The 15,805-nt window shown below is 72.8% G+C and carries 16 protein-coding genes, 1 pseudogene and 1 riboswitch; of the genes and pseudogenes, 11 read left to right on the top strand and 6 right to left on the bottom strand.

The window, feature by feature from the left end; translation table 11 throughout:
- Nucleotides 1-40: 40 nt before the first annotated feature.
- Nucleotides 41-1,456 (top strand): MocR-like pyridoxine biosynthesis transcription factor PdxR, encoded by a 1,416-nt coding sequence (pdxR, locus tag ACWDZ4_RS06610; RefSeq protein WP_451507337.1) that lies wholly within the window; start codon nucleotides 41-43, stop codon nucleotides 1,454-1,456.
- A gap of 226 nt (nucleotides 1,457-1,682) precedes the next feature.
- Here pdxR and ACWDZ4_RS06605 read toward each other — a convergent pair whose 3' ends face one another.
- Nucleotides 1,683-2,546 (bottom strand): hypothetical protein, encoded by an 864-nt coding sequence (locus tag ACWDZ4_RS06605; RefSeq protein WP_451507494.1) that lies wholly within the window; start codon nucleotides 2,544-2,546, stop codon nucleotides 1,683-1,685.
- A gap of 127 nt (nucleotides 2,547-2,673) precedes the next feature.
- Here ACWDZ4_RS06605 and ACWDZ4_RS06600 point away from each other — a divergent pair, with 127 nt between their 5' ends.
- From ACWDZ4_RS06600 to ACWDZ4_RS06590, 3 genes are all read left to right on the top strand, one after another.
- The gene (locus tag ACWDZ4_RS06600; protein ID WP_451507336.1) at nucleotides 2,674-2,961 is read left to right on the top strand and encodes a hypothetical protein; all 288 of its coding nucleotides are present in this window, start codon (nucleotides 2,674-2,676) and stop codon (nucleotides 2,959-2,961) included.
- A 38-nt stretch (nucleotides 2,962-2,999) separates the two neighbouring features.
- The gene (locus ACWDZ4_RS06595; protein WP_451507335.1) at nucleotides 3,000-4,193 is read left to right on the top strand and encodes a glutathionylspermidine synthase family protein; all 1,194 of its coding nucleotides are present in this window, start codon (nucleotides 3,000-3,002) and stop codon (nucleotides 4,191-4,193) included.
- 157 nt (nucleotides 4,194-4,350) lie between these two features.
- Nucleotides 4,351-4,899, top strand: coding sequence for a hypothetical protein (locus ACWDZ4_RS06590; RefSeq protein WP_451507334.1), 549 nt, complete (start codon nucleotides 4,351-4,353; stop codon nucleotides 4,897-4,899).
- Between the two features lie 115 nt (nucleotides 4,900-5,014).
- Here the strand turns inward: ACWDZ4_RS06590 and rocD are convergent, their stop codons facing one another.
- Complete coding sequence (rocD, locus tag ACWDZ4_RS06585) at nucleotides 5,015-6,226, bottom strand: ornithine--oxo-acid transaminase (RefSeq protein WP_451507333.1); 1,212 nt, start codon at nucleotides 6,224-6,226, stop codon at nucleotides 5,015-5,017.
- Nucleotides 6,227-6,345: 119 nt separating this feature from the next.
- Nucleotides 6,346-6,437, top strand: a riboswitch (ZMP/ZTP riboswitch).
- A 40-nt stretch (nucleotides 6,438-6,477) separates the two neighbouring features.
- Here rocD and ACWDZ4_RS06580 point away from each other — a divergent pair.
- Both ACWDZ4_RS06580 and ACWDZ4_RS06575 read left to right on the top strand, forming a co-directional pair.
- Nucleotides 6,478-7,773: a serine hydroxymethyltransferase gene (locus ACWDZ4_RS06580; protein ID WP_451507332.1), complete on the top strand. Its 1,296-nt coding sequence runs from the start codon at nucleotides 6,478-6,480 to the stop codon at nucleotides 7,771-7,773.
- Nucleotides 7,774-7,935: 162 nt separating this feature from the next.
- Nucleotides 7,936-8,169 (top strand): hypothetical protein, encoded by a 234-nt coding sequence (locus tag ACWDZ4_RS06575; protein WP_451507501.1) that lies wholly within the window; start codon nucleotides 7,936-7,938, stop codon nucleotides 8,167-8,169.
- Nucleotides 8,170-8,331: 162 nt separating this feature from the next.
- Here ACWDZ4_RS06575 and ACWDZ4_RS06570 read toward each other — a convergent pair.
- A pseudogene (locus ACWDZ4_RS06570) lies at nucleotides 8,332-8,657 on the bottom strand (RNA polymerase sigma factor); the annotation flags it as partial.
- Between the two features lie 54 nt (nucleotides 8,658-8,711).
- Between ACWDZ4_RS06570 and trpS the strand changes: the two are divergent.
- From trpS to ACWDZ4_RS06555, 3 genes are all read left to right on the top strand, one after another.
- A complete protein-coding gene (trpS, locus tag ACWDZ4_RS06565) occupies nucleotides 8,712-9,725 on the top strand; it encodes a tryptophan--tRNA ligase (protein ID WP_451507331.1) in 1,014 nt (337 codons plus the stop codon).
- Nucleotides 9,726-9,884: 159 nt separating this feature from the next.
- On the top strand, nucleotides 9,885-10,478 hold the full coding sequence (locus ACWDZ4_RS06560) for a 2'-5' RNA ligase family protein (RefSeq protein ID WP_451507330.1): 594 nt from the start codon (nucleotides 9,885-9,887) through the stop codon (nucleotides 10,476-10,478).
- 134 nt (nucleotides 10,479-10,612) lie between these two features.
- Nucleotides 10,613-11,575 carry a YihY/virulence factor BrkB family protein gene (locus ACWDZ4_RS06555; protein WP_451507329.1) on the top strand — a complete coding sequence of 321 codons (963 nt, stop codon included), beginning with the start codon at nucleotides 10,613-10,615 and terminating at the stop codon, nucleotides 11,573-11,575.
- Here the strand turns inward: ACWDZ4_RS06555 and ACWDZ4_RS06550 are convergent.
- Complete coding sequence (locus tag ACWDZ4_RS06550) at nucleotides 11,523-12,800, bottom strand: D-alanyl-D-alanine carboxypeptidase family protein (RefSeq protein ID WP_451507328.1); 1,278 nt, start codon at nucleotides 12,798-12,800, stop codon at nucleotides 11,523-11,525. The two genes, ACWDZ4_RS06555 and ACWDZ4_RS06550, sit on opposite strands and share 53 nt — an antisense overlap.
- Nucleotides 12,801-12,948: 148 nt before the next feature.
- Between ACWDZ4_RS06550 and ACWDZ4_RS06545 the strand changes: the two genes are divergently transcribed.
- Nucleotides 12,949-13,200: an SCO4848 family membrane protein gene (locus ACWDZ4_RS06545; RefSeq protein WP_344488551.1), complete on the top strand. Its 252-nt coding sequence runs from the start codon at nucleotides 12,949-12,951 to the stop codon at nucleotides 13,198-13,200.
- 11 nt (nucleotides 13,201-13,211) lie between these two features.
- The gene (locus ACWDZ4_RS06540; protein ID WP_451507327.1) at nucleotides 13,212-14,633 is read left to right on the top strand and encodes a metallophosphoesterase; all 1,422 of its coding nucleotides are present in this window, start codon (nucleotides 13,212-13,214) and stop codon (nucleotides 14,631-14,633) included.
- Nucleotides 14,634-14,674: 41 nt separating this feature from the next.
- Here ACWDZ4_RS06540 and ACWDZ4_RS06535 read toward each other — a convergent pair whose 3' ends face one another.
- Nucleotides 14,675-15,379 carry a TetR family transcriptional regulator gene (locus ACWDZ4_RS06535; RefSeq protein WP_451507326.1) on the bottom strand — a complete coding sequence of 235 codons (705 nt, stop codon included), beginning with the start codon at nucleotides 15,377-15,379 and terminating at the stop codon, nucleotides 14,675-14,677.
- An 11-nt stretch (nucleotides 15,380-15,390) separates the two neighbouring features.
- A complete protein-coding gene (locus tag ACWDZ4_RS06530) occupies nucleotides 15,391-15,801 on the bottom strand; it encodes a thiol-disulfide oxidoreductase DCC family protein (protein ID WP_451507325.1) in 411 nt (136 codons plus the stop codon).
- Nucleotides 15,802-15,805: the final 4 nt, after the last annotated feature.

Here is a 15,805-nt window from a genome sequence, read left to right as displayed (position 1 = left end):
ACGCTACGGGGCCGCCGGCCCACCGGTATGGTCCATTTCCGTGACAGATTCGTGGGCCACTCACGGTGTTGACCTCCATGTCGAGCTGAGCGGCCGCGGGCTGCGTACGGGCCTGATGGACTCCCTGCGCGAAGCCGTCCGCACGGGCCGGCTGGCCCCCGGCACCCGGCTGCCGTCCTCCCGCTCGCTCGCCGCCGACCTCGGCATCGCCCGCAACACCGTCGCCGACGCGTACGCCGGCCTGGTCGCCGAGGGCTGGCTCACCGCCCGCCAGGGCTCGGGCACGCAGGTCGCCCAGCGGGCCGCCCCCCAGCAGGCCGTCGACCGGCCGGCCGCCGCGCCCCGGCGCGGTGCCCGCCGCACACCGGCGTACAGCCTCCTGCCCGGCGCCCCCGACCTCGCGTCCTTTCCGCGTGCCGAGTGGCTGAAGGCGGCCAGACGCGCGCTGACCGCCGCGCCGCACGACGCCTTCGGGTACGGCGATCCGCGCGGGCGCGTCGAACTGCGCACCGCCGTCGCCGCGTACCTGGCGCGGGCGCGCGGCGTACGGGCCACGCCGGACCGGGTCGTCATCTGCTCGGGCTTCGCACACGGGCTGCTGCTCATGGCGAAGGTGCTGAGGAAGCGCCGCGTCCGGGAGGTGGTGGTGGAGTCGTACGGCCTCGACGTCCACCGGAACCTGCTCACCGACGCGGGACTGCGCACCCCGGCGCTGGGGTGCGACGGGCTCGGCTCGCGCACCGGGGAGCTGGGGGGACCGGGGGAGCTGCGGGGCGCCGGGGCGGTGCTGCTGACGGCGGCCCACCAGTTCCCGATCGGGGTCGCGCTGCATCCGGACCGGCGCGCGGCCGCCGTCGACTGGGCGCGCGGTACGGGCGGACTGATCCTGGAGGACGACTACGACGGGGAGTTCCGCTACGACCGGCAGTCCGTCGGCGCCCTCCAGGGGCTCGATCCGGAACGCGTGGTCTACCTGGGGACGGCGAGCAAGTCGCTCGCGCCGGGGCTGCGGCTGGGCTGGATGGTGCTGCCCCGGGAGCTGGTGGAGGAGGTGGCGGACGCCAAGGGCCCGGTCGACTGGGCGTCGAGCGCGCCGGACCAGCTCACGCTCGCGGAGTTCATCGCCTCGGGGGCGTACGACCGCCATGTGCGCTCCATGCGGCTGCGCTACCGGCGGCGCCGCGACCAGCTGGTGGCGGCGCTGGCGGAGCGGGCCCCGGACGTACGGGTGACGGGGATCGCGGCGGGGCTGCACGCGGTGCTCGAACTGCCGGCGGGCACGGAACGGTCCGTGGTGCAGGCGGCGGCGTGGCAGGGGCTCGCGCTGCACGGCGTGGACAGCTTCCGGCATCCGTCGGTGGAGCGGGACCGGGACGCCCTGGTCATCGGGTACGGGACACCGCCGGACAGCGCGTGGGCGGGGGCGCTGGACGCGCTGTGCCGGGCGCTGCCGTGAGCCGTGGGTGACGGCTCGCACCGGGCCGAGGGGGAGGGGGAGGGGGAGCCCCGGCCGGACGGGGGGACCGACCGGGGCCGTATGGGGGTGTGGGTACGGCGCTCGCCTGCCGGCGTCTCGTTCCGCCCCACGTAAGGGTGAACGATAAACCACCCCTGCGCGTTCCCGGTCGGCGGCCTCGGTCTCGGTCTCGGCCTCGATCCCCGTCTCGGCCCCCGTCTCGGCCTCAGTCTTCCGTGGAAGGGGCCGGGGCCGTCTCCTGTGCCACCGCGCCGACCGCCGCCTCGCCGAACCGGGCCAGGGCGAGTGCCCCCGCCACCGCCACCACGAACCCCACGACCGCGGCCACCGCCAGGCCGTCCCGCGTACGGTCGCCGAGCCAGACGACGCCCACCACGGCCGGGCCGACCGTCTCGCCCACCACCATCCCCGCCGTCGCCGTGGTCACCGAACCGCGCTGGAACGCCGAGGCGAGCAGCAGGAACGCCGCGCCGCCGGCCAGCAGCAGCGCGTACGCGGCGGGGTCGGCGACGAGTGCCGGAGGCGTCGGGCCGTCGAGCAGCCGCACCGAGACCGACACCACCCCGAAGCCGGTGCCCGCGCCGAACCCCAGGACCAGGGCGCGGGACCGGCCGGGCAGGCGGCCCGCCGGCGCGCCCGCGAGCAGCACGGCGCACGCGACGCCCAGGAGGACGTACCGCAGGGCGGGCGGGCCCCCGCTCCCGCCCTCCGCGCCGGAGGAGAACCCGAGCACCGCCAGGCCCGCGCAGACCGCGGCCACCGCGCCCCACTCCGTACGGCTGAGGCGGACCCCCAGCACACGGGCGGCGACCACCGCGGTGACGGCGAGGCTCGCGGCCTGGGCCGCCTCGACGGCGTAGAGGGGAAGGGTGAGCAGGGCGACGACCTGGAGCGCGAAGCTGAGGCCGTAGAGGGCGAGACCGACGGTGTACCGCCACTGGCGCAGGGAGCGCAGCAGCAGCGTCACGTCGATTCCGCTGCCGGTGCCGGGCCGCGTGGCGCGGGTCGCGACGGCCTGGAGGACGGAGGCCGTACCGATACAGACCGCCGAACAGAGCGCGCAGATCATCCCAAGGAGCACAAAACGACTCTAGGGGGGAAGGGATCGCGCACCGGGTTCCGGTGGCGGAAGCGGGCCCTCTAGTCTGGCGGACGGTCCGGAGGACCTGTTCGAACGACGGGGAAGGAGCCGGAACATGGCGGTACGACGGCGCAAACTGAGGTCGGGCACCGTGCTGCTCGGCGGCATGGGTGTCCTCGCGGCGACGCTCACCGCCTGCGGCTCGGAGCCCGACCGGCGGTGCGTGGACCCGAAGACCCACAAGGTGCTGCCCGACTACAAGTGCGACGACGACGGCAACGGCACCGGCAGGTACTACTACGGTGGCCGCGTCAGCACCGGCAAGGTCACGGACGGCAGCTTCGACAAGTCCGCGGTCGACCGCGGCGGCTTCGGTTCCGGCTCGGGCTCCGGCGGCGGCTGACGGACCGTGGAATCTCCAGGCACCCCGGGTACGCACCGATGAAGCGACACACGATCGAACCCCGCCCCGACTGGCAGCGGACCGTCGAGGAGCAGGGCCTCGTCTATCCGCTGACCCGTTTCCCCGACGGGTCGCTGCGCCCGTACTGGGACGAGAGCGCGTACTACGAATTCTCGCTGCCCGAGGTCGAGGCGCTGGAGGAGGTGGTCGAGGAACTGCACGCCATGTGCCTGGCCGCCGCCGCGTACATCGTCGAACACGACCGCTTCACCGACCTCGGCATCACGGACCCGAGACTGGCCTCGCGCGTCGCCGCCTCCTGGCACCGGCGGGCCAAACTCCCCTCCGTATACGGGCGGTTCGACCTGCGGTACGACGGCACGGGCCCCGCCAGGATGCTGGAGTACAACGCCGACACGCCCACCTCGCTGGTGGAGGCGGCCAGCCCGCAGTGGTTCTGGATGGAGGAGCGCTTCCCCGGCGCCGACCAGTGGAACTCCCTGCACGAGCGGCTCGTCGACGCGTGGCGGCGCCAGGCGCCGCTCCTGCCGCCCGGGCCGCTGCACTTCGTCCACTCGGAGGGCGACGAGCTCGGCGAGGACCTGATGACGGTCGCGTACCTGCGCGAGACCGCCCAGCAGGCCGGCATCGCCACCGAGGCGCTGTCCGTCGAACAGATCGGCTGGGACCGGCTCTCGGGCCGCTTCGTCGACGGCCGTCTGCGCTTCATCCGCAGCTGCTTCAAGCTCTACCCGTGGGAGTGGCTGACGACCGACCGCTTCGGCCCGCACGTCCTGGACACCCTCGACAACGGCGGCGGCACCGGCACCACCTGCTGGATCGAGCCGGCCTGGAAGATGCTGCTCTCCAACAAGGCGCTGCTGGCGATCCTCTGGGAGCTCTACCCCGGCCATCCGAACCTGCTCGCCGCGTACCTCGACGGCCCGCGCGAACTGGCCGCGGCCGACGGCCCCGGGTACGTCGCCAAGCCGCTGCTCGGCCGCGAGGGCGCGGGCGTCACGGTCCACGGGCCGGGCGCGGCCCCCGCTCCGGCCACGGGCGAACAGCGCCTCTGCTACCAGGAGCTGGCCCCGCTGCCCGACTTCGACGGCAACCGTGTGGTGCTCGGAGCGTGGGTCGTCGAGAACGAGGCGGCCGGTCTCGGCATCCGCGAGTCGTCGGGTCTGATCACGGACGAGTACGCCCGCTTCCTGCCCCACGTCATTCTCTGAGAGCCGGCGGCGGTCCGGGGCGTCAGCCCAATGGGCCACCCCGCGTGCAGCGCGCCGCCCCGAAGGACACTCTGCTCACGTGGACCGGGGTGAGGTCCAGGGGAGGGCCCGCTCAGGCCCGGCGCATCCGCCGGGCCCCCACTCTCCAGGAGTCCGCATGCCCGCACGCACGGTCAAGGCAGCGCTCGCGCTCGCCGTCGTCTCCTCGTTGGCCCTGGCAGCCGGTCCGGCGCAGGCCGGGAACGACAACGGTGGCAAAGAGAAGAAGAGGCAGGCCGACCTCGCCAAGGCTTATGTGGCGACGGCCAAGTACCTCTGGGAGCCGCTCGCGGTGAAGCACGGCTTCGAGCGGACCGACGAGTGCGCGGACCTGCCGGGCGTGGGCGGCATGGGTTATCACTACGTCGATCAGAAGAACATCGGGTCCACGGACCCGGCCCGGCCGGCGGCCCTGCTGTACGAGCCCGGGCCGAAGGGCGAGAAGCGGAAGCTGGTGGCGGTGGAGTACCTCGTCGTCGACCGCGACCAGAACCTGGAGACGGACGACGACCGTCCGACGATGTTCGGCAAGAAGTTCGACGGGCCGATGGAAGGCCACGAGCCGGGCATGCCGATCCACTACGACCTGCATGTCTGGCTGTACAAGTCCAATCCGAAGGGATTGTTCGACCCGTGGAACCCCACGGTGCACTGCCCCGCGACCTGACCGGGTCCCGACCGCGACCCGGCCGTGCTCCGGCCGTGCTCCGGCCGTGCTCCGGCCGCGCCCGTGCGTTCGCTGCGGGACCCCGCAGCGAACGCACGGGCGCGGGCAGGCACGCCTACCCCTGGCCCTCCAGCACCGCGACGAGCTGGTCGAGGCCCCAGTCCAGGTCCTCCTTGCTGATCACCAGCGGCGGGGCGATCCGGATCGTCGAACCGTGGGTGTCCTTGACCAGGACGCCCCGGTCCATCAGCTTCTCGGAGATCTGCCGACCGGTGCCGAGCGACGGGGCGATGTCGATGCCCGCCCACAGCCCGCGGCCGCGCACCGCCTCCACCGCGCCGCCGCCCACCAGCAGCCCCAGCTTCTGGTGGAGATGGTCGCCGAGCTCGGTGGCGCGCTCCTGGAACTCGCCGGTGCGCAGCATCGCGATGACCTCCAGCGCCACCGCGCAGGCCAGCGGGTTCCCGCCGAACGTCGAACCGTGCTCGCCCGGCCCGTACACGCCCAGCACCTCGGCCGACGACACGACCGCGGACACCGGCACGACGCCGCCGCCCAGCGCCTTGCCCAGGACGTACATGTCCGGGACCACGCCCTCGTGCTCGCAGGCGAAGGTCCTGCCCGTACGCCCGAGGCCCGACTGGATCTCGTCCGCGACGAAGAGCACGTTCCGCGCGCGGGTCAGCTCCCGTACGCCCGCCAGGTACCCGGCCGGCGGCACCAGGACCCCCGCCTCGCCCTGGATGGGTTCGAGCAGCACGGCCACGGTGTTGTCGGTCACCGCGGCGTCGAGCGCCGTCAGATCGCCGTACGGAACGATCTCGAAACCCGGCGTGTAGGGGCCGAAGTCCGCGCGGGCCTCGGGGTCCGTCGAGAAGCTGACGACGGTCGTCGTACGGCCGTGGAAGTTGCCGGCCGCGACGACGATCTTCGCCGTGCCGTCCATCACGCCCTTGACCTTGTAGCCCCACTTGCGGGCCGTCTTCACGGCGGTCTCCACCGCCTCGGCCCCGGTGTTCATCGGCAGCACCATGTCCATGCCGCACAGCTCGGCGAGTCGCGCGCAGAACTCGGCGAACCGGTCGTGGTGGAAGGCCCGCGAGGTCAGCGTCACCCTGTCCAGCTGCGCCTTGGCGGCCTCGATGAGCCGGCGGTTGCCGTGGCCGAAGTTGAGCGCGGAGTACCCGGCGAGCATGTCGAGGTAGCGGCGCCCCTCGACGTCGGTCATCCAGGCGCCCTCCGCCGAAGCGACGACGACGGGGAGCGGATGGTAGTTGTGCGCGCTGTGCGCCTCCGCAGAGGTGATGGCGGCTTGGGTGGTCGGCACGGGGTCTCCGATCGTCGAGACGAATCCATCCGGCGAGGGGCGGGAACGACGCCCCTTTCTATCGTCGCTCGAATGCCGGACGAAGAAACCACGCGTGACGGTGGGGCCGCTAGGGTGGCGGTACGCACGGCGACTGGCGTACGCGGAACGGACCGCGGGGGAGCCGCGCGGAAAACCACAGCACGAGGTGCCGCCCGCCTGGGCACCCCGGGACCACGACCGGACACTCACCGCTCGCCCCGGAGGACGCCATGAATCTCCCGCCCCGCCACCCCGCGGATCTCCCGCCCCGCCACCCCGCCCTGGCCGCCACGGACCCCGGGATCGCCGCACTGGTCGGCGCCGAGGAACGGCTCCAGGCCGACACCCTGCGCCTGATCCCCAGCGAGAACTACGTCTCGCAGGCCGTACTCGAAGCCTCCGGCACCGTCCTGCAGAACAAGTACAGCGAGGGGTACGCGGGCCGGCGCTACTACGAGGGCCAGCAGAACATCGACCAGGTCGAGCTGCTCGCCACCGCCCGCGCCAAGGCCCTGTTCGGCGTCGAGCACGCCAACGTCCAGCCCTACTCGGGCTCGCCCGCCAACCTCGCCGTCTACCTCGCCTTCGCCGAGCCCGGTGACACCGTGATGGGCATGGCCCTCCCGATGGGCGGCCACCTCACCCACGGCTGGGGCGTCTCGGCCACCGGCACGTGGTTCCGCGGCGTCCAGTACGGCGTACGCCCCGGCACCGGGCTCATCGACTTCGACGAGGTGCGCGAACTCGCCCTCAAGGAACGCCCGAAGCTGATCTTCTGCGGTGGCACCGCCCTTCCCCGCACCATCGACTTCGCGGCCTTCGCGGAGATCGCCCGCGAGTCCGGCGCCGTACTCGTCGCGGACGTCGCGCACATCGCCGGACTGATCGCGGGCGGCGCCCACCCGTCCCCGGTCCCGCACGCCGACGTGATCTCCACGACCACCCACAAGACCCTGCGCGGCCCGCGCGGCGCGATGCTGATGTCCCGTGAGGAGCACGCCAAGGCCATCGACAAGGCGGTCTTCCCCGGCCTCCAGGGCGGCCCGCACAACCAGACCACCGCCGCCATCGCCGTCGCCCTCCACGAGGCGGCCCAGCCCTCCTTCCGCGACTACGCGCACGCGGTCGTCGCCAACGCCGGGGCGCTCGCCGAGGCCCTGCTCGCCCGCGGCTTCGACCTGGTGTCGGGCGGCACCGACAACCACCTGATCCTGATGGACCTCACCCCCAAGGACGTGCCGGGCAAGGTGGCGGCGAAGGCGCTCGACCGGGCCGGGATCGTCGTCAACTACAACACCGTCCCGTACGACCCGAGGAAGCCGTTCGACCCGTCCGGCGTCCGCATCGGCACCCCCTCCCTCACCTCGCGCGGTCTCGGCACGGAACACATGCCGGCCGTCGCCGGCTGGATCGACCGGGGCGTCACCGCCGCCCGCACCGGCGACGAGGAGGCGCTCACCGCGATCCGCGCCGAGGTCGCCGACCTCATGGCCGCCTTCCCCGCACCGGGCCTCCCCACGGACTGACGTCCTTCACGAACCGACGAGCTGACGGCGCGGCACAGCCCGGCGGGCCGGGTCCTGAGGGCCCGCGTCCCGCCGGTCCGCCGGGACTCCACCCCGCGCGCTGCGGTCACCCGTGTCCGCTTCCAGTGCGTCGGACACGTCAAGGCCGACCAGCACCGGCCGGTGATCGGCAGAGTCAGGACCGTCGGCGTCAAGCGCGAGGGCCGTCAGTGGTTCGTCGTACTGACGGCCGAGCAGGTCCAGCCGGAGCCCCTGCCCGCAACGGGTTCCGTCGTCGGCATCGGCATCGGCCTGGGCATCGGCCTGGGCCCAGCCGACTTCCTCGCCGACTCGGGCGGCGGGTTCGTTGCAGGAGAAGTCCCCCTGCGTGAGCTGCGGCCCCACGGTCCGTGCTGACACGGTAGGAGCACTCGACGTTCTACGGGCCGGGCCGGGCCGGGCCGTCGCCATGCCAACCCGGCTGAGCGGGAAGCCCCGCCTCTTCGGAGCGGGGCGGAGCCACCTCCAGCAGACAGCGGTACGTGACGGGAGGCCCCGCGCCGAGCAGCGCCGCCTCCCGTCACGCCACGCCGCGGCCCGCAGCCGCCCTGCGGAGCGAACTGTGTTTCTCGTCTCATTCGCGACAATCCGGAGCAACTACGGCCGGAAGGCCGAGCCCTCCCTGAAGCGCCCCAGCGGCTGGTACGCCTTGAAGAAGGCCGCCTGCACCACGTCTTCCGCGTCCGCACCGGCTCCGAGGACCACCGCCGCCCCGAGCGCGATTCCCGTGTGGGCGCGCACCCGTTCCGCGTACGCCTCGGGCGCCCCTGACCGTACGCGCGCGATCGCCGCAGCACCGTCGATGCCGATGCGGCCCCCCTCCAGGGCCCCTCCCGCGTCCTCACCCTCTTGACGCACCGGAGAACCGAGTCGGGTTCCACACCTGAGAGAATGAGGTCATGGCCTCTGATCGTCCTCGCGTGCTCTCCGGCATCCAGCCCACCGCAGGCTCGTTCCACCTCGGCAACTACCTTGGCGCCGTGCGCCAGTGGGTCGCCCTGCAGGAATCGCACGACGCCTTCTACATGGTCGTCGACCTGCATGCGATCACCGTTCCGCAGGACCCCGTCGCACTGCGCGCGAACACCCGTCTCGCCGCGGCCCAGCTGCTGGCCGCCGGCCTCGACCCGGACCGCTGCACGCTCTTCGTCCAGAGCCACGTGCCCGAGCACGCCCAGCTCGGCTGGGTCATGAACTGCCTCACCGGGTTCGGCGAGGCCTCCCGCATGACGCAGTTCAAGGACAAGTCCGCCAAGCAGGGCGCCGACCGCGCCACCGTCGGCCTCTTCACGTACCCGGTCCTCCAGGTCGCGGACATCCTGCTCTACCAGGCCGACCAGGTCCCGGTCGGCGAGGACCAGCGCCAGCACATCGAGCTGACCCGCGACCTCGCCGAGCGCTTCAACGGCCGCTTCGGCGAGACGTTCACCGTCCCGGCGCCGTACATCCTCAAGGAGACCGGCAAGATCTTCGATCTCCAGGACCCGGCGATCAAGATGAGCAAGTCGGCCTCGACGCCGAAGGGCCTGGTCAACCTGCTCGACGAGCCCAAGGCGACCGCCAAGAAGATCAAGAGCGCGGTCACGGACACGGACACCGTGATCCGGTACGACGCCGTGGAGAAGCCGGGCGTCAGCAACCTCCTCTCCATCTACTCCACGCTCACCGGCGAGACCGTCGCCGAGCTGGAGAAGAAGTACGAGGGCAAGATGTACGGCGCGCTCAAGACGGACCTCGCCGAGGTGATGGTGGAGTTCGTCACGCCGTTCCGGACCCGTACCCAGGAATATCTGGGGGACCCGGAGACGCTGGACTCGATCCTGGCCAAGGGCGCCGAGAAGGCCCGTACGGTCGCTGCGGAGACCCTCGCCCAGGCCTACGAGAAGCTCGGTCTGCTGCCCGCCAAGCACTGAGCGCGAGCGGCCGGTCCGGACCGGGACCGAGGTCCGGACCAGTGCCCTGACCAAGGACTCTGGCCACAAGGGCGGCACTCCCGCCACACTGCACACAGACAGCACCGCACAGAGCACCACCGCCACAGGACGTACCGGACGACGACGGAGGAGAACGACGTGGGGACCGTAACGCTCGGCGTTTCGATCGCGGTCCCGGAGCCGTACGGCAGCCTGCTCCAGGAGCGGCGCGTGAGCTTCGGGGACCCTGCCGCACACGGCATCCCCACGCACGTCACCCTCCTGCCGCCCACCGGGATCGACGCGGAGCTGCTGCCCGCCGTCGACACGCACCTCGCGCAGGTCGCGTCGTCCGGGCGCGCCTTCCCGATGCGCCTGTCGGGCACGGGTACGTTCCGCCCGCTCTCCCCGGTCGTCTTCGTGCAGGTCGTCGAGGGCGCGGCGGCCTGCTCCTGGCTCCAGAAGCGGATCAGGGACGCGTCGGGCCCGCTCGTGCGCGAGCTCCAGTTCCCGTACCACCCGCACGTCACGGTCGCCCACGGCATCTCCGAGGAGGGCATGGACCGGGCGTACGAGGAGCTTTCCGCGTACGAGGCGCAGTGGACCTGCGCCGGTTTCGCGCTGTACGAGCAGGGCGCGGACGGCGTGTGGCGCAAGCTCCGCGAGTACGCCTTCGGGGGCCGTGCCGCGAGCGTGGTGCCGGCCCAGAACTCGCCCGTGGACCAGCCCGCGGCGCCTTCGCTGCGGTCCTGACCCCCGCCCCCGGGGAAAAGGGTCCACGGACGGACCGGCGGCCGCCCGGACAGCGACAGCACCCTGCCGACGGCGCCCCCGGCGCAAGCAGGCGCAAGCGCGCTGTTTCCCGTCGCGGAGGGTAGACGCACGTCATGGACTGGCTGAAGAACCTGCCCGTCGTCGGCCCGTTCGTGACACGGCTGGCGGTCACCCACGCATGGCGTACGTACGAGACGCTCGACCGCGTCCACTGGACCCGGCTGGCCGCCGCGATCACCTTCATCAGCTTCCTCGCGCTCTTCCCGCTGATCACCGTCACCGCCTCGATCGGCGCGGCCCTGCTCTCCGACGAGCAGCTGCGCCGGATGGAGAGCAAGCTCGCCGAGCAGGTGCCCGGCATCTCCGAGCAGCTCGACCTCGCCTCGCTCGTACAGAACGCGGGCACCATCGGCCTCGTCGCCGGTGCCCTGCTGCTCTTCACCGGCATCGGCTGGGTCGGCTCGCTGAGGGAGTGCCTCCGGGCCGTGTGGGATCTGGACGACACGGACGAGGGCAACCCCGTCGTGCGCAAGCTCATGGACGGCGTGGTGCTGTGCGGCCTCGGCGCGATCGGGCTCGCGTCCTGGGCGGCCTCCTCGGTCGGTTCGACGGCGGTCGACTGGACCGCCGAGCGGGCCGGCCTCTCCGAAAGCGGCGTGGGCGGCGTGCTGTTGCAGGCCGTGGCCCTCGCCCTCGCGGCCGGCGCGGACTTCCTGATCCTGCTGTACGTCCTGACCCTGCTGCCGGGGGTGCACCCGGTCAGGCACCGGCTGATCACGGCGTCACTCATCGGCGCGGTCGGCTTCGAGCTGCTCAAGCTGCTGCTGGGCAGCTACATGAAGGACGTCGCGGCGAAGAGCATGTACGGGGCGTTCGGCGTCCCCGTCGCGCTGCTGCTGTGGATCAACCTCACGGCGAAGCTGCTGCTGTGCTGCGCCGCCTGGACGGCGACGCGGCACGACAGCGAACGTACGGAGGAAGCGCAGGAGGGGGCCGGTGACGGCGCCGGCGCCGATGCGCCCGCTAGCGGCGCGGGCGGCGACGCGTCAGGGCGGGCAGCGGCCAGCGCCGGTTGACCAGGAACACCCCGGCGGCCAGCGCCACCAGCGCACCACCCGTGACCGCGAGCGCGGTGCCGACGCCACTGGCCCCGCCGTCGGTCGCCGCGAGCCGGGTCGTCGCGTCCTCCGCGGCGACGACGGAGGTCTCCTCACCGCCGTCGCCCCCCTTGCTCCCCCTGTCCTCGGCGGGCGGCGCGCCCCGGCCGGTCCTGGCGGACTTCGGCGGCACCAGTTCACCCACCGGGGTGACCTTCCCCGAGGCCGCGAAGCCCCAGTCGAGGAGGCGGGCGGCCTCCTTGTAGACGGCGTGGCCCTCGTCGGCGGACGGGTTCATGACGGTGACGAGCAGCACCTTGTCACCGCGCTGCGCGATACCGGTGAACGTCGCTCCCGCGTGCGTGGTGTTGCCGTTCTTGACGCCCGCGATGCCCCTGTACGGGGTGACCCCCAGGTCGCCGGTCAGCAGGCGGTTGGTGTTCTGGATCTCGAAGCTCTCGCGCTTCTTCCCCTTCTTCTTCTCGCCCGGGAACGTGGCCCTCACCGTCGAGCAGTACTCGCGGAAGTCCTTCTTCTGCATGCCGCTGCGGGCGATGAGCGTCAGGTCGTACGCGCTGCTGACCTGGCCCTTCGCGTCGTAACCGTCGGGCGAGACGACATGGGTGTCGAGGGCCTGGAGCTCCTCGGCGTGCCTCTGCATGTCCTGCGCGGTCTTGGACCAGCCGCCGTTCATCTCCGCCAGGACGTGCACGGCGTCGTTGCCGGAGCGCAGGAACACGCCGAGCCACATGTCGTGGACCGTGTAGGTGTGGTCCTCCTTGAGGCCGACGAGGCTGCTGCCCTCGCCGATGTCCGCCAGTTCCCCGTCCGTCACCTTGTGCACCTGGGTCTTGGGCAGCCGGGGCAGGACCGTGTCCGCGAAGAGCATCTTCATGGTGGACGCGGGGGGCAGCCGCCAGTGGGCGTTGTGCGAGGCGAGTACGTCGCCCGACTCGGCGTCGGCGACGATCCACGACCGGCCGCTCAGCTCCTTCGGGAGGACGGGTGCGGCCGGGCCGAGCTTCACCTGCGTACCGGGCTGCCCGAGCTGCGCGCCGCCGACCGTCGACATCAGGGCCGGGGGCTTCGGCTGCTTGGCCCCGGGCTTGTCGTCCGCGGCCGCCGCGTGCGCGGGAAGGGCGGTGAGTGCGGACAGCAACGCGGCGGAGAGGACCGTCAGAGCGGTCTTTTTAACGGCAGGCACGATCGAGAACGTACAGGGCGCCGATGTGGATGTGGACATGGCGGGGACCCACCCCCGCGGGCTCCGCCGGGCGGCGGCCGGGCGCCCGGCGGAGCCCGCGTCCGCACCCCGGCGGCGGAGGCCGGAGAGCGGTGGCGATACTGGGCTCATGAAGCTCAGCCGCCCCGTCTCCTGGTTCCTGCTCGCCTTCGGGGTGTGGAGCTGGTTCATCTGGATCACTTTCGTCAAGAACCTGTGGAAGGACGGCAGCGGGCTCGCCTTCGACGACGCGGGTGACCCGACCACGTACTTCTGGGTGCACCTGCTGCTCGCCGTCACGTCCTTTCTTCTGGGGACGGCGGTCGGGGTGATCGGGTTCCGTGGAGTGCGGGCCCTGCGACGTGAGCGGAGCCGGGGATAACTGTGGGTGCCGTGCTGGGTGTCGTCGTGGGCGTGCTGGTGGTCTTCGGTCTGATCGGTGGGGCGCACTGGTACGTGTGGCGGCGGCTGGTCCGCGACACGACCGCGCCGGGCGGCGTCGCACGGCGGGCGGGCACGGTGGCGGCGGTGGTGCTGCCGCTGCTGGCGGTGGGCGCGCTCGTCTCGGGGCGTGCCGGCGCGCCGTTCTGGGCGCAGCAGGTGCTGGCGTGGCCGGGGTTCCTGTGGCTGGCGGTGCTGATGTACCTGCTGCTGGCGCTGGTGGTGGGCGAGGTGGTGCGGCCCCTGCTGCGGTGGGGGCTGGGGCGCAGGGGCGGAGCGTCGCCGGCCGCGCCGGCCGGGGAGGCCTCCGCCGCCCCGCCCCTCCCCGCGACCGGGGGACGGGCCGCCCGGGCCCCCGGCACCGGCCGGACACCGGCCGTGGCGGCGCCGGGCGGCACGGACACGCGCAGGGGTGCGCAGACGGGTACGGACACGGTGACCGCGTCCGCCTCCGACGGCCTCACCGGCCCGCCGGAGCCCGCCCCCGCCGACGGGACCGACAGGGCCGGCGAAGCCGGCGGGACCGGTGGGGCCGGCCTCTCGGGGGACCTCTCGCGGCGCCTGTTCGTCTCACGGGTGGTGGGCGCCGGTGCCGCGGTGGCCGCGCTCGGAACCGTCGGACACGGGACCTACGGGGTGCTGCGCGGTCCGCGGGTGAAGCGGGTCCGGGTGCCGCTGGCCAGACTCCCGCGGGGCGCGCACGGGTTCCGGATCGCCGTCGTCAGCGACGTACACCTGGGGCCGATCCTCGGACGCGCGCACACGCAGCGGATCGTCGACACCGTCAACTCCGTCCAGCCGGACCTGGTGGCGGTCGTCGGTGACCTCGTCGACGGAAGCGTGGCCGACCTGGGGCCCGCGGCCGAGCCGTTGGCGCAGCTCCGGGCCCGGCACGGAGCCTTCTTCGTGACGGGCAATCACGAGTACTTCTCCGGCGCCGGGCAGTGGGTCGAGCACGTGCGCGAACTCGGTCTGCGACCGCTGGAGAACGACCGCGTCGAGATCGCCGGCTTCGACCTCGCCGGGGTCAACGACGTCGCGGGCGAGAGCGAGGGGCAGGGCCCCGACTTCGTACGGGCGCTGGGGGACCGGGACCGTACCCGCGCCAGTGTCCTGCTCGCGCACCAGCCCGTCGTCATCCACGACGCGGTGGAGCACGGAGTGGACCTGCAGCTGTCCGGGCACACCCACGGCGGCCAGCTCTGGCCCGGCAACCACATCGCCGCCCTGGCCAATCCGACCGTCGCCGGTCTGGAGCGGTACGGGGACACCCAGTTGTACGTCTCGCGGGGCGCGGGCGCGTGGGGTCCGCCCGTCCGGGTCGGCGCGCAGTCCGACATCACGGTGGTCGAACTGGCTTCCCGCCAGGTGTAACCGCCGGCCGCGCACCGCGCCGGCCGGCGCGGTGCCGTCGGTCAGCGCGCCGTGCGGGAGGCCGCCGCCTGGGCCATCCCCGGCAGGAAGTCCGTGAACAGCTCGTGCACTTCGCGTACGAGCGGACGCAGCACCCGGAAGCGGGAGAGCGCGACCCCGCGGCCGGTGAGGCGGGCGCCGCGTTCGGCGAGGCGGCGGCTGCGCTCCCGGCCCCCGGAGCGGTCGAACACCCAGTACAGGACGAGTCCCATCTGGGAGAGCCACATCAGCTCGGGCAGGATGTCCCGCAGTTCCTCGGCGACCTTGGCCTTCGACCCCGCCAGGACCTCCCGGTGGACGGCGATGGCCGCCTCGCGGGCGTGCTCCGACTCGGGGGAGAAGGGGCTCAGCGGGCTCTCGGGGTCCGCGGCGTTCTTGAAGAACTGGGCCGCGAACTCGTGGTACGGCGCGGCGATGTCCAGCCAGGCCTTCAGCACCCCGGCCATCCGCGCCTCCAGGTCGGTCTCCCGGTCCAGCACGGGCCGGACCGCCGCCTGGTGTTCGGCGGCGATCCGGTCGTAGAAGCCCTGGACGAGGTGTTCCTTGGAGCCGAAGTAGTAGTACGCGTTGCCTACGGAGACGCCCGCCTCCTTGGCGATGGCCCGCATGGTCGTCTTGTCGTAACCGCGCTCCTGGAAGAGCTTGAGGGCGGTTTCGAGGATGAGCGTGCGGGTCTGCTCGCTCTTGGGGGCCTTGTCTTCTTTCACGGTGTCCGAGCCTAGCCGGGGAGGGAGCACCGGTCGTCGCAGGGCGGGGCGCCCCCGGCTCCGGCCGACGTGGCCCCGCGGTACTTGGCCGCCGCGAGCATCGTCACCCGTACGAAGGGGGCGCCCGCCGGGGTGGCGAGCCAGTGGGCCTTGGCGCGGTGGTCGGCCAGGGCCCAGAGGCAGACCACCCAGGCGGCGGGCCCGGCGTAGATCTGGCCCCTGTCGCCGATGACGGTGATCTCCCGCAGGGTGCGGGCGTGGTCGAGGCGGGGGTACCTGCGCCGTGCCTCGTCCGAGCCGGCCGGTACCAGGTCCAGCGGTACGAGCCGACGCTGCCGCAGCAGCCAGCTCCGCAGGTGGGCGCAGAGGGAGCACTGGGCGTCGTACAGGACCGTCAGTCTCCCGACCGGGAGGCCGCCCATCGCG

The organism is Streptomyces sp. NPDC003016 (assembly GCF_053591455.1).
This window is presented reverse-complemented; position numbering and strand designations above follow the sequence as displayed.

Excerpts from the sequence above, each read along its gene's own strand:
- ACWDZ4_RS06580 (WP_451507332.1), top strand. The coding sequence starts at position 6,478 with ATGAATCTCCCGCCCCGCCACCCCGCGGATCTCCCGCCCCGCCACCCC.
- ACWDZ4_RS06555 (WP_451507329.1), top strand. The coding sequence starts at position 10,613 with ATGGACTGGCTGAAGAACCTGCCCGTCGTCGGCCCGTTCGTGACACGG.
- ACWDZ4_RS06605 (WP_451507494.1), bottom strand. The coding sequence starts at position 2,546 with ATGATCTGCGCGCTCTGTTCGGCGGTCTGTATCGGTACGGCCTCCGTC.
- ACWDZ4_RS06590 (WP_451507334.1), top strand. The coding sequence starts at position 4,351 with ATGCCCGCACGCACGGTCAAGGCAGCGCTCGCGCTCGCCGTCGTCTCC.
- ACWDZ4_RS06600 (WP_451507336.1), top strand. The coding sequence starts at position 2,674 with ATGGCGGTACGACGGCGCAAACTGAGGTCGGGCACCGTGCTGCTCGGC.
- ACWDZ4_RS06545 (WP_344488551.1), top strand. The coding sequence starts at position 12,949 with ATGAAGCTCAGCCGCCCCGTCTCCTGGTTCCTGCTCGCCTTCGGGGTG.
- ACWDZ4_RS06530 (WP_451507325.1), bottom strand. The coding sequence starts at position 15,801 with ATGGGCGGCCTCCCGGTCGGGAGACTGACGGTCCTGTACGACGCCCAG.
- trpS (WP_451507331.1), top strand. The coding sequence starts at position 8,712 with ATGGCCTCTGATCGTCCTCGCGTGCTCTCCGGCATCCAGCCCACCGCA.
- ACWDZ4_RS06595 (WP_451507335.1), top strand. The coding sequence starts at position 3,000 with ATGAAGCGACACACGATCGAACCCCGCCCCGACTGGCAGCGGACCGTC.